This window comes from Falsiroseomonas sp. HW251 (genome assembly GCF_050563545.1).
Lineage (GTDB): Bacteria > Pseudomonadota > Alphaproteobacteria > Acetobacterales > Acetobacteraceae > Falsiroseomonas.
On the sequence record NZ_JBNXUM010000035.1, the window covers coordinates 62,766 to 73,992 of the forward strand.

General features: G+C 71.6%; 12 protein-coding genes and 1 pseudogene. 1 reads left to right on the forward strand and 12 read right to left on the reverse strand.

Annotated features, from left to right (window positions below; all coding sequences use genetic code 11):
* Positions 1 to 99 precede the first annotated feature (99 nt).
* The 10 genes from ACLF3M_RS29750 to ACLF3M_RS29795 form a co-directional block, all read right to left on the reverse strand.
* Positions 100 to 558: a F0F1 ATP synthase subunit B gene (locus tag ACLF3M_RS29750; RefSeq protein ID WP_430660651.1), complete on the reverse strand. Its 459-nt coding sequence runs from the start codon at positions 556 to 558 to the stop codon at positions 100 to 102.
* 108 nt (positions 559 to 666) lie between these two features.
* The gene (locus tag ACLF3M_RS29755; protein WP_430660637.1) at positions 667 to 1,182 is read right to left on the reverse strand and encodes a F0F1 ATP synthase subunit B'; all 516 of its coding nucleotides are present in this window, start codon (positions 1,180 to 1,182) and stop codon (positions 667 to 669) included.
* 81 nt (positions 1,183 to 1,263) lie between these two features.
* Positions 1,264 to 1,488, reverse strand: coding sequence for an ATP synthase subunit C family protein (locus tag ACLF3M_RS29760; protein WP_430660638.1), 225 nt, complete (start codon positions 1,486 to 1,488; stop codon positions 1,264 to 1,266).
* 51 nt (positions 1,489 to 1,539) lie between these two features.
* Positions 1,540 to 2,295 carry a F0F1 ATP synthase subunit A gene (locus ACLF3M_RS29765; RefSeq protein ID WP_430660639.1) on the reverse strand — a complete coding sequence of 252 codons (756 nt, stop codon included), beginning with the start codon at positions 2,293 to 2,295 and terminating at the stop codon, positions 1,540 to 1,542.
* 93 nt (positions 2,296 to 2,388) lie between these two features.
* Positions 2,389 to 2,676: an AtpZ/AtpI family protein gene (locus tag ACLF3M_RS29770; protein WP_430660640.1), complete on the reverse strand. Its 288-nt coding sequence runs from the start codon at positions 2,674 to 2,676 to the stop codon at positions 2,389 to 2,391.
* Positions 2,677 to 2,742: 66 nt separating this feature from the next.
* On the reverse strand, positions 2,743 to 4,032 hold the full coding sequence (locus ACLF3M_RS29775) for an MFS transporter (RefSeq protein WP_430660641.1): 1,290 nt from the start codon (positions 4,030 to 4,032) through the stop codon (positions 2,743 to 2,745).
* Positions 4,033 to 4,206: 174 nt separating this feature from the next.
* Positions 4,207 to 6,075 carry an ABC transporter ATP-binding protein gene (locus tag ACLF3M_RS29780; RefSeq protein ID WP_430660642.1) on the reverse strand — a complete coding sequence of 623 codons (1,869 nt, stop codon included), beginning with the start codon at positions 6,073 to 6,075 and terminating at the stop codon, positions 4,207 to 4,209.
* A 31-nt stretch (positions 6,076 to 6,106) separates the two neighbouring features.
* Positions 6,107 to 7,378: a Na+/H+ antiporter NhaA gene (gene nhaA / locus ACLF3M_RS29785; RefSeq protein WP_430660643.1), complete on the reverse strand. Its 1,272-nt coding sequence runs from the start codon at positions 7,376 to 7,378 to the stop codon at positions 6,107 to 6,109.
* A gap of 29 nt (positions 7,379 to 7,407) precedes the next feature.
* A complete protein-coding gene (locus ACLF3M_RS29790) occupies positions 7,408 to 7,938 on the reverse strand; it encodes a DUF6653 family protein (protein WP_430660644.1) in 531 nt (176 codons plus the stop codon).
* Positions 7,935 to 8,387 (reverse strand): VOC family protein, encoded by a 453-nt coding sequence (locus ACLF3M_RS29795; RefSeq protein ID WP_430660645.1) that lies wholly within the window; start codon positions 8,385 to 8,387, stop codon positions 7,935 to 7,937. The genes ACLF3M_RS29790 and ACLF3M_RS29795 overlap by 4 nt, the downstream gene beginning before the upstream one ends.
* A 170-nt stretch (positions 8,388 to 8,557) precedes the next feature.
* Here ACLF3M_RS29795 and ACLF3M_RS29800 point away from each other — a divergent pair, with 170 nt between their 5' ends.
* Positions 8,558 to 9,328 carry a hypothetical protein gene (locus tag ACLF3M_RS29800; RefSeq protein ID WP_430660646.1) on the forward strand — a complete coding sequence of 257 codons (771 nt, stop codon included), beginning with the start codon at positions 8,558 to 8,560 and terminating at the stop codon, positions 9,326 to 9,328.
* Positions 9,329 to 9,346: 18 nt separating this feature from the next.
* Here the strand turns inward: ACLF3M_RS29800 and ACLF3M_RS29805 are convergent, their stop codons facing one another.
* The gene (locus ACLF3M_RS29805) at positions 9,347 to 10,018 is read right to left on the reverse strand and encodes an FkbM family methyltransferase (protein WP_430660647.1); all 672 of its coding nucleotides are present in this window, start codon (positions 10,016 to 10,018) and stop codon (positions 9,347 to 9,349) included.
* A gap of 5 nt (positions 10,019 to 10,023) precedes the next feature.
* Positions 10,024 to 11,227: pseudogene (locus ACLF3M_RS29810) on the reverse strand (chromosome segregation protein SMC); the annotation flags it as partial.

Below are 11,227 nucleotides of genomic sequence, written 5' to 3' on the forward strand. Positions count from 1 at the left end.
TCCCCCGTTCGATCCGCAGAAAAGAAAACGGGGCCCGAAGGCCCCGTCGAGGTAGCGCCCTTTCGGGCGAAACGGCCGCCTTGCCGACGGCCGATCCAGTCAGGCCGCGCGCAGCGCCCGCGGCAAGTCGGCGACGGCGTTGTCGATCAGCTTCGCATCGGCCTTCACGTCGAGGCTCGCGGCCAGCACGTCCCGCGCGGCGGCCACGGCGACCTCGGTCGCGGCGTTGCGGACCTCGGCAACCGCGGAGGCCTCGGCGGCGGCGATGCGGTCCATCGCCATGCGCTCGCGGCGCTTGGCGGCCGCCTCGGCGTCGGCTGCGGCGGCCTGGGCGACGCGCTCGGCCTCGGTCCTGGCGCGCGCGAGCAGGTCCTCGGCTTCCTTCAGCGCGGCGGCGCGGTCGGCCTCGGCCTGGCGCAGCAGCGCCTCGGCCTCGGCGCGCAGGCGCGCGGCCTCGTCGAGGTCGCTGCGGATCTTGACCGCACGCGCGTCGATCATCGGCGCTAGGCGCGCCCAGATCATCTTCCCGAAGATGGCGAAGAAGATGACGAACGACATCGCGACCCAGAACTTCGGGTCGAGGTAGAAATGCTCGTAGACATGCGCGCCGCTGTGGGCGGCGGCGTCCTGGGCGGCGGGGCTCGGCGTGGCCATCGTGCCTGTTCCTTACGAGCCGCGGGTGGCGAGGGCGTCGCGCGCGCCGAGAACCTTGTCCACGGCCGCGTTCACCGCGGTGGCGTCGGCCTGGCCGGTCAGCTTGGCGACGAGGTTGTGCGTGGTGTCCACGGAGACCTGGCGCAGCGCGCCCATCGCGGCGTCGCGCGCGGCGGCGATGCGGGTCTCCGCTTCCTCGATCTGCTTCGCGAGCTTCGCGTTCAGCGTCTCGGCCCGCCTGGCGGCCTCGGCCTGGGCGCCCTGCATCGCGGAGGCGATGGAGGATTGCGCGTCGGCGCGCGCCTTGGCGGTGGCCTCGCGATGCGCGGCCATGGCCGCGTCGGCTTCGGCCTTGGCGGCCTGGGCGGCTTCCAGGTCGCCGCGGATGCGGCCGTCGCGATGCTCCAGCACCTCGGCCACGCGCGGCAGCGCGTAGGTCGCCATGACGTAGCAGAGCAGGCCGAAGATGATCAGCAGCCAGACGACCTGGGCGATCAGCAGCGGATTGCCGAAATCGAGCTGCGGCATCTCTCTCCCCTCTCTCAGCCCATCACGGACGCGCCGCGAGGCGCGCCCGTCGATCCGGCCGGGCGGACCCGGCGAGCGGGATCAGGTGAAGAGGATGAGGAAGGCGATCAGCAGCGCGAAGAGCGCGACCGCTTCCGTCAGCGCGAAGCCCAGGATGCCGATCGGGAAGACCGCGTCGCGGGCGGAGGGGTTGCGGCCGACGGCGGAGACCATCGAGGAGAAGATCGACCCGATGCCGATGCCCACGCCCGCGAGGGCGATGACGGCGAGGCCGGCGCCAAGCGCCTTCGCAGCAGCAACTTCCATGGTGAATGTCCTTCCGTGTGTCCGGTTGGGGTGTGGGCTGTCCGCCGAGGCTCAGTGCAGGTGCACGGCGTCGTGGAGGTAGATGCAGGTCAGGATCGCGAAGACATAGGCCTGCAGGAAAGCGACGAGCAGCTCGAAGCCGATCAGCGCGACATTGAGCGCTAGCGGCAGCGAGGCGCCGAGGAAGCCGGCCACGCCCGCCGAGCCCATCAGCACGACGAAGGTGGCGAACACCTTCAGCATAACGTGGCCGGCGACCATGTTGGCGAAGAGACGGACCGAGAGGCTGACCGGGCGGGAGAGGTAGGAGATCAGCTCGATCGGGATGATCAGCGGGGCCAGCGCCTTGGGCGCGCCCTCGGGGAAGAAGTAGCTGAAGAAATGCGTTCCGTGGATCGCCAGCGCCACCACCGTGATCAGGATGAAGACGATCGCGGCCAGCGCGAAGGTCACCACGATGTGGCTGGTGAAGGTGAAGGCGAAGGGCAGCAGGCCGATCAGGTTGCCGAACAGGACAAACATGAACAGCGAGAAGACGAAGGGGAAGAACCGCTTTCCCTCGTCGCCGATCTGGTTGATGCAGAGCGACTGGATGAACTCGTAGGCGCTTTCCGTCAGCGACTGCAGGCGGCCCGGCACGATCGCGCGGCGGCTCATGCCCAGCATGACCATCGCGGTGATCAGCCCGACCGCAAGGAGCATGTGCGCGGTGGACTGGGTGAAGCCCACGGACGCGCCGAGCCGGCCCAGCACGGGCACAAGCTCGAACTGGCCGAGCGCGTCGATCGTTTGGCCTTCCGCCGCCACCTGAGCCTCTCCCGCACCCGCGCGGGCCACGGCCCGCTGTCGCCTTCGAACCGGCCGCGATTGCCGCCCCCGCCATCGGGAGCGATCACGGGCCTATTTCACAGGCTTCCGGGGGTAGAACAGGCGATAGACGTTCAGAACCCCGGCCGCGCTGCCGAGCACGAAGAACAGGAGGAAGAGCCAGGGCCAGGTGCCGAGCCAGCGGTCCAACAACCAGCCGAGCCCGATACCCGCGATCAGGGCCGAGACCACCTCGACCCCGGCCCGGAACCCGATCCCCCAGGGCCCGGTCGGCAACTGTCCCGTGGTGGCGGGCTTGGGGTCGATCCCCTGCCGCTCCCGGGCCTGCCGCAGCCGCTCCTCGAAATCGTTCTCAGGCACGCCAGCTCCTCCTTGCGGTCCCCCGCCCGGAAGGCGGCCTGCTCCTACGGTGCGGGGGGGCGGGTGTCAAGGCGAGGCCTGCCGCATTGCAGCATCATGCGCGCGGCCGCCGAGCGGATGATGCGGCGTGACGTCCTCCAGCCGGTCGATCTCCCGCAATGACGGGAACAGGCGCATCCACAGCACGGCGACGACCACCGTCCCGATCCCGCCCAGCACCACCGCGGCGACGGGACCGAGCAGTGCGGCAGCCACCCCGGATTCGAACTCGCCGAGCTGGTTCGAGGTTCCGATGAAGACCGAGTTCACCGCTGCGACGCGCCCGCGCATCTCGTCCGGCGTGCCGAGCTGCACCAGGGACTGGCGCACCACCACGCTGACGACGTCCGCGCCGCCGAGGACCGCGAGCGCCAGCATGGACAGCGGCAGGCTGGTGGACAGCCCGAAGGCCACTGTCGCCGCGCCGAAGACGATCACCGCCCGGAACATGGAGCGCCCGGCCTGCCGGCCGAGCGGGCGCCAGGCCAGCCACAGCGACATCGCCAACGCGCCCATCGCCGGCGCCGCCCGCAGCAGGCCGAGCCCCCAGGGGCCGGTGTGCAGGATGTCGCGGGCATAGATCGGCAGCAGCGCCGTCGCCCCGCCCAGCAGCACCGCCAGGAGGTCGAGCGACACGGCCCCGATCAGGGCGGGCCTGGCGCGCAGGAAGCCGATGCCTCCCAGCAGGCTTTCCAGCGTGACGCGCCCGCGCGGCATGCGCCGCGTCTCCGGCGGGATCGCCAGCACCATCGCGGCCGCCGCCAGCACCGCCGCCGCCGCCGCGGCATAGACGACGGGCGGCCCGGCAAGCCCATAGGCCAGCCCGCCCGCCGCCGGCCCGCCGATCGTCGCGAACTGCGTGGTGGAGGTGGACAGCGCCTGCGCGCGCGGCAGCGCCTGCGCCGTCGCGACGGAGGAGATCAGCGCCTGCTGCGCCGGCATCTCCAGCGCGCGGGTCGTGCCGATCAGCGCGGCGAAGGCGAAGATCGCCCGCGCATCCACCGATCCCGCCAGGCTGCCCGCCGCCAGCACCGCGGTCGCGATCGCCGTCGCGATCCGGCAGCACGCCACGACGACGCGACGATCGAAGCGGTCTGCCGCCAGCCCCGCCGCCGGCAGTAGCAGGAGCGTCGGCACGAACTGCGCGAGCCCCACGAAGCCGAGCGCCAGCGCGCTGTCCGTGAGGTCGTAGACCTGCCACCCCACCGCTACGACCTGCATCTGCAGCGCGAGGCCCGAGAGCAGGCGGGAGGCAAGGAAGAGCGCGAAGGGCGGCTGCCGCCAGAGCGGCAGCGCGGCGGACCGGGCGGCGGGCATCGCGGCATCGGACCATCCGGACGGGGCCGGCGTAAAGCCGCCCTTGCATCATCGCGTCGGCGAAACTAGTTGTCTGGGACCGTTGGCAAGGAATGAGATCCCCCCGAGCTGGCGGCAGGCGGGCGGTCATATGCCCACGGGCCGCCCGCCGACCCCCCCTCCGCCTGCCCGCGCTCAGTCGCCGATGAAGCCGCCGGACTGGCGCTGCCAGAGTCTGGCGTAGACACCGCCCAGCGCCAGCAGGGCGGCATGCGTCCCCTGCTCCGCCACGCGGCCATGGTCCAGAACGACCAGGCGGTCCATGCGGCTCAGCGTGGAGAGGCGATGCGCCACGGCGATGACGGTCTTGCCGGCCATCAGCTCCGCCAGGGATTCCTGGATCGCCGCCTCGACCTCGGAATCGAGCGCGCTGGTGGCCTCGTCCAGCACCAGGATCGGCGCGTCCTTCAGCAGCACGCGGGCGATCGCGATGCGCTGGCGCTGCCCGCCCGACAGCTTCACGCCGCGTTCGCCGACATGCGCGTCGTAGCCCGACCGCCCACGCCAATCCTCGAGCGCGGCGATGAACTCATGTGCCTCGGCGCGGCGCGCGGCCTGCTCGACTTCCTCCTGCGTCGCGTCGGGGCGGCCGTAGCGGACGTTGTCGCGGATCGAGCGGTGCAGCAGCGCGGTGTCCTGCGTGACGACGCCGACCGCGGCGCGGATCGATTCCTGCGTCACGCCCGCGATGTCCTGACCGTCCACCAGGATGCGGCCCTGCTCGGGGTGGAAGAAGCGCAGCAGCAGGTTGATCGCGGTGGTCTTGCCCGCGCCGGAATGGCCGACCAGGCCGACGCGTTCCCCCGGCGCGACGGCCAGGTCGAAGCCGCGCAGCACCCCGGTTTCGCGGCCATAGCCGAAGGTCACGCGCTCGAACCGGATCGCGCCCTGCGTCACGGCCAGCGGCACGGCGCCTGGCGGGTCGGGCGCGGTCGGTGGGACGGCGATGGAGCCCATCGCCTCCTGCACCACGCCGATGTTCTCGAAGATGCCGGCGACGTTGAAGGCGACCCAGCCCGAGATGTTGGCAATCTGCCAGGCCATGGGCAGGGCCGCGGCGACCATCGCGAGCGGAACCTCGCCTTTCGTCCAGAGCCAGATCGCGACGGACGCCGTCGCCACGATCATCGTCGCGTTCAGCGTGGAGAGCAGCAGCGAGTTCAGCGTGACCAGGCGCGTCTGCCGGCCGAAGTCGCGGTTCAGCCGCTCCAGCCCCTCGCGCACGAAGGCGTCCTCCTGCTCGGCGCGGGCGAAGAGCTTGACCGTCTGGATGTTGGTGTAGCTGTCCACCACGCGCCCGGTGAGCAGGCTGCGCGATTCGCTGGCCTTGCGGCTGCGTTCGCGCATGCGCGGCACGATCACGCGCAGCAGCGTAGCATAGAGCGCGAACCAGCAGAGGATCGGGACGGCGAGCCGCCAGTCCGTCGTCGCCAGCGCAAGCGCCGCGCCGGTGCCGTAGACCAGGATGTACCAGACCGCGCTGACGGACTGCACGACGGATTCCCGCAGCGCGGGCCCGGCCTGCATGACGCGGTTGGCGATGCGACCGGCGAAATCCTCCTGGAAGAAGGGCAGGCCCTGGCGGACGACGTGCCAGTGGCTCTGCCAGCGGATCATCGACGTTACGCCGGGCACGATGCCCTGCTGCGTCACGAGGTTCTGGGCGAGGATCGCGACGGGCCGGCAGACCAGCATCACGGCGGCCATGCCCGCCAGCGTCCCGCCGGCCTGCGCGAAGAGCTCCTCCGGCCCGTATCGTTCCAGCATGCCGATCACGCGCCCGATGAAGAGCGGGATGAGCAGGTCGAGCAGCGCGACGGCGAGCCCCGCGGCGAAGAGAGCGGCGAACAGCGCGCGCGCCTGGCGCGCGAAATGCAGATAGAAGCCGACGAGGGATTTCGGCGGCGCGTCCTCGGGCACCGGCACGCCGAGCAGCCGCGCCGCCGGCTCGCCGGGCGGCGCAACGGGGTCTATCGCGTTCTCGAAAAAGCGGAATGGCAGCACGCCGGCAGGACGCGCCGCTTCGCCCGCCGCGTCAACCAGGCTTGCGGGATGCCAGGCGCGCTGCCACGCGCGCGGGATCGTCGGGCGCGGGGATCTCGCGCGGCGCGAAGCGCAGCATCAGCCAGCCCAGCACGCCCGCGATGCAGGAGCCGAACAGGATGCCGAGCTTCGCCTTGCCCTGCAGCGCCTCGGCGCCGGGGAAGGCCAGCAGCGCGATGAAGAGGCTCATCGTGAAGCCGATGCCGCAGAGCAACGACACGCCGACCAGTTGCAGCCACCCCGCGCCCATGGGCAGGTCCGCCCATCGCAGCCGGATCGCGATCGCCGACGCCCCGAACACGCCGACCAGCTTGCCGACCGCCAGCCCCAGCATCACGCCAAGCGTGACGGGATCGAACATCAGGCCGGTGCCGAATTCCGGGATCGCGACCCCCGCATTGGCGAAGCCGAAGACCGGCACGACGAGGAAGGCGACAGGTTTGTGCAGCGCGTGCTCCAGCCGGTGAAGCAGCGATTCCGCATCGTCCGGCGCGCCGGGCGCTTTGCGCAGCGGGATCGCGAAGGCCAGCAGCACGCCGGCGACCGTGGCGTGCACGCCCGATCGCAGCACCGCGACCCAGAGCACCGCGCCGATCAGCAGGTAGGGCCACATCGTCTCGCGCAACCCGTATCGCTTCATCGCGAACAGCGCGGCGACGAAGGCCGCAGCCAGGACCAGGTCGCCGACGGAGATGTCGGCGGTGTAGACCAGCGCGATGATCAGCACCGCGCCGAGGTCGTCGATGATCGCCAGCGCCGTGAGGAACACCTTGAGCGAGACCGGCACGCGGTTGCCCAGCAGCGCCAATACGCCGAGCGCGAAGGCGATGTCGGTCGCCGTCGGGATCGCCCAGCCCGCATGGGTCTCGGGATTGCCGTGGTTCAGCGCGACGTAGATCAGCGCCGGCACCGCCATGCCGCCGGCCGCGGCGACGCCGGGCAGCACGCGCCGCGACCAGGTGGAAAGCTGCCCGTCCACGACCTCGCGCTTGATCTCGAGCCCGACGAGCAGGAAGAACACCGCCATCAGCCCGTCATTGATCCAGTGCTCGAGGCTGAGCGGGCCGAGATAGGTCTTGAGCGCGCCGAAATAGGCGGGCGCGAGGGGCGAGTTCGCGATGACCAGCGCCGCCGCCGCCGCCGCCATCAGCACGAGGCCGCCGGCCGCGCCGCTGTCCAGGAAGTCGCGCAGCGCCGATCGCGGTCGGGTCGTCGTCGGCTCGGCCATCTCGTCTGCTCGTGCGGTGCGGGTGTTGCGACGCATCTAGGAATGTCGCGCCGCGCAAGCAACGCCTATCCCGCCGGCGGGATGCGAGTTCCCGCTGCCTGCCAGGCCAGGAGCCGCGGATCGTCGCGCATGTCGGCCACCAGCCACGTCATCCGGTCCAGGAACCAGAGTTTCGCGAGAAGCGCAACGAGGAGACCCGTCAGCGCGGCCCAGGGCACCAGCCAGCCGAGACCATAGAGCAGGAGGAGGCCGCCTGCGGCAGATAGGGCATTGAGCCGCGCCGGCAGCACGCGATGCCGCGCCGGCACCGGGACCTCGCCGCGCGCAAGCCAGAGCCGCTCCCCCAGCACGGCCCGGGATTCCCAGCTGTCCAGCGAGGCCGGGGGCGGGAAGAAGCGCGGATTGATCCAGGTCCAGGCGAGCAGCAGCACGACCGGCACCACCGCCCACCAGCCGATCCAGTCGCGGCTCCAGGCCGCGAGCGCGAGCAGCGGCAGGATCGGCACGCGCGTCCAGACGGACCATGGGTTCGCGTGCCGCGCCCAGGCCTCGTCGTCCATGCCGTGGCTGCGCGCGATGCGCGCCTCCAGGGTCATCCGCCGGACATGCGGCGCACGATTTCGTCCGTCCCGACATCCTCGACATGGGTCGCGAGGTGCCAGCGATGGCCGAAGGGATCCGTGACCGTGCCCATGCGGTCGCCGAAGGGCTGGTCGGCAACGGGCCGCTCCGCCGTCGCGCCGGCCGCCAGCGCCCTGGCGAAGGCGGCGTCCACGTCCTCGACATAGTGCACGAAGGAGACCGGCGTGCCGCGATAGTGCAGCGGGCCGAAGGCGCCGTAGGACGGCGCCTGTTCGCCGATCATCAGCAGCGTGTCGCCGATGCGGAATTCCGCGTGCATGACGCTGTCGCCCGGGCCGGGGATGCGCATCGTCACGACCGCGCCGAAGGCCTCGGCATACCAGGCGAGCGCGCGCCTGGCGTCCTCCGCGACGAGATAGGCCGTGACGCGATGATAGCCGGCGGGGATCGGGTCGACAGGCATGGGCGCCTCCTGAGGGTTGCGCGCGAAGGATGCGCGCTTGGTGCCAGGCGCATCAAGAACGTATCATGAACTTGAACGCGGCCGGGGCCTTGCGCGATCGCGCCCCGCGCCCTTCCACTCCGCGGACCGCGACGTTATCACACCGGCGTCATGGAAGGGCCCGTAGCCGCATGGACCTGATCCTCGGCGCCTGCGCCGGCTATCCGCCGCATCGCATCGCCCATTTCGCGGAAAGCCTGCGCCGCTGGTACGAGGGCGAGGTCGTGTTCCTCACCGCCGCGCTGCCGCCGGCGACGCAGGCGATGCTGAGCCGCCACCGCATCACCCAGCTCGACATTGACGTCCCGCCCCCGCTGTCCGACATCCAGCACCGCCGCTACGCCGCCTATGCCGACATCCTGCGTGACAGGCCGGCGGTGCGGCGCGTGCTGATGCTCGACGTGCGCGACGTGTGGTTCCAGGCCGATCCCTTCCCGATGCTGCCCGACGCGCCGCTGGCCTGCTTCCTCGAGGACCAGTTCATCATGCACTGCGGCAGCAACAGCGCCTGGATCGCCGCGCGTTATGGCCAGGCGCGGCTGGCGGCGATCGGCGGGCGCCCGATCTCCTGCTCCGGCACGGTCGGCGGCACGCGCGAGGGCGTGCTGCGCTACCTCGCCCTGATGGCGCGCGAGGTCGGGCAGTCGCCGCCCGGCATGCCGCGCGGGGTCGACCAGGGCATCCACAACCACCTGCTGGCCGGCGAGATCGAGGACGCCGTGCTGGTGCCGAACCGCACCGGCCTGGTGCAGACGCTGCATTACCAGCAGGTCTTCGCCTTCGACCGGCAGGGCCGCATGGTCAATGCCGACGGCCGCGTCTGCCCGGTGATCCACCAGTTCGATCGCTTTCCCCAGTTCTTCCCGCTGCTCGGCATTTCCCACGGCAGCTTCATGGCGTGACGACCGCGTCCCCGTCCTTCAGAAGGGCGGCGCCGGGACAAAGCGGGAGCCGTGCCGCAGGAAGAGCATGTCCACCTGCACCAGGAGGCCCTGCCCGGGCAGGCGGATGTCGTCCAGGATGTCGAAGGCGGTGAAGCCCATCGCCTCCATCCCCGCCAGCACCTCCGCGATCAGCGGCGCGCCGGCGTTGTAGGGGCGCAGCGCAACCTCCATCTGCACCGCCTCCAGCGCCTCCAGCCGTGATCCGGCGCCGCGCAGGATGTCGAGCTCGGCGCCCTGCACGTCGAGCTTCGCGAGCGCATAGTGCCGGGGATCGCCGGCCAGCCGCGCCGCCAGGCTGCGCTGCACGACCCGCCGGGCTTCCCGCGGGAAGCGCGTGTTCTCGGCATAGAGCGAGGAGCCGGTTTGCACGCCGGCATGCACGACGTGGAAGTCGCGCTCCACGCCGTCCTCGCGGCCGAGCACGGCGATCCCCGCGGTCGCGTTGCCGATCCGCGCCGCCGCGGTGGCGAGCGCGACCGCATTCTCCTCCAGCGCATCGAGCAGCCGGATATGCGCCTCGGGGAAGAGCCGGCGCGCGGCGATCGCCCATTCCCCGCGATAGGCGCCGATGTCGAGGATGGCCTCTGGCGCGAAGCCGGCCGCGCGCAGCCGTGCCAGCGCCGCGAAGGCGCGGCTCGTCTCCTGCACGGCGGTCAGCCCGCCACCGGCCCTTCCGCGAGTTCCACCGCGCGCTGCAGGTCCACGCTCAGCAGCCGCGACACGCCGCGTTCCTGCATCGTCACGCCGTACAGGCGATGCATGCGCGCCATGGTCAGCGGGTGGTGCGTCACGATCAGGAAGCGCGTGCCGCCCTTGCCGCTGTCGTCCTCCGCCGCCATCACCTCCAGCAGGTCGCACAGGCGCTCGACGTTGGCGTCGTCCAGCGGCGCGTCCACCTCGTCCAGCACGCAAACCGGCGCGGGGTTGCAGCGGAACACCGCGAAGATCAGGGACAGCGCGGTCAGCGCCTGCTCGCCGCCGGACAGCAGGTTGAGCGAGGCAAGCTTCTTGCCTGGCGGCTCCGCGTAGATCTCGAGCCCGGCTTCCAGCGGATCGTCCGAGCCGACGAGGGCGAGATGCGCGCGGCCGCCGCCGAACAGGCGGGTGAAGAGGCCGCGGAACTCTGCATCCACCTTATCGAAGACGACGCGCAGCCGCTCGCGACCCTCTCGGTTCAGGTGCCCGATGGATCCCCGCAGCTTGGCGATCGCCGTCGCGACCTCCTGCCGCTCCGCGTCGATCGCGCCGCGGCGGGCATCGAGCTCGTTCAGCTCCTGCTCGGCGCGGAGATTGACCGGACCCATCTCCTCGCGCTCGCGTGTCAGGCGCTCCATTTTGCGGCGCGCCTTCTCCTCGGCCGCCTCGGTGAGTTCGGGCACGTCGGTCGGCAGCTCGGCATGGCCTTCGCCGAGGCGCTCCGTCACGCGTTCCTCGACCGACAGCGCGGCGGCCTCGGCGGTCTCCACCGCGGCCTCGGCGCGCACCTGACCCTCGCGCGCCGCGGCGAAGCGCGCGTCGCAGTCGCGGCGATGCTGGGTGGCCTCGCGCAACTCGACCTCAGCGTCGCGCAGGGCCATCGCGGCGAGCTTGTGCGCGGCCTCCGCCTCCGCCAGCAGCCGCGCCGCTTCGGCGCGGCGGACGGCGGCGGCTTCCGGTGCCTCGGCGAGCGTGGTGACCCCGGCCTCGGCCTCGGCCAGGCGCGAGGCGATTTCCTCCTCGCGCGCGCCGGCCTCGGCGCGGCGGGTTTCCCATTCCTCGCGCTCCGGCCCGATCGTCTCCTGCCGCGCGGCCAGGCGCGTGGCCTCGGCGGCGAGCGCCGCGCGCGCATCGCGCGCCTCCGCTTCCGCGCGACGGGCG

What these genes read in the sequence shown, in the direction of transcription:
- ACLF3M_RS29795 (WP_430660645.1), bottom strand. Translation starts at nt 8,387, where the DNA reads ATGCCTGTCGACCCGATCCCCGCCGGCTATCATCGCGTCACGGCCTAT.
- ACLF3M_RS29750 (WP_430660651.1), bottom strand. Translation starts at nt 558, where the DNA reads ATGTCGTTCGTCATCTTCTTCGCCATCTTCGGGAAGATGATCTGGGCG.
- ACLF3M_RS29800 (WP_430660646.1), top strand. Translation starts at nt 8,558, where the DNA reads ATGGACCTGATCCTCGGCGCCTGCGCCGGCTATCCGCCGCATCGCATC.
- ACLF3M_RS29755 (WP_430660637.1), bottom strand. Translation starts at nt 1,182, where the DNA reads ATGCCGCAGCTCGATTTCGGCAATCCGCTGCTGATCGCCCAGGTCGTC.
- nhaA (WP_430660643.1), bottom strand. Translation starts at nt 7,378, where the DNA reads ATGCGTCGCAACACCCGCACCGCACGAGCAGACGAGATGGCCGAGCCG.
- ACLF3M_RS29790 (WP_430660644.1), bottom strand. Translation starts at nt 7,938, where the DNA reads ATGACCCTGGAGGCGCGCATCGCGCGCAGCCACGGCATGGACGACGAG.
- ACLF3M_RS29760 (WP_430660638.1), bottom strand. Translation starts at nt 1,488, where the DNA reads ATGGAAGTTGCTGCTGCGAAGGCGCTTGGCGCCGGCCTCGCCGTCATC.
- ACLF3M_RS29775 (WP_430660641.1), bottom strand. Translation starts at nt 4,032, where the DNA reads ATGCCCGCCGCCCGGTCCGCCGCGCTGCCGCTCTGGCGGCAGCCGCCC.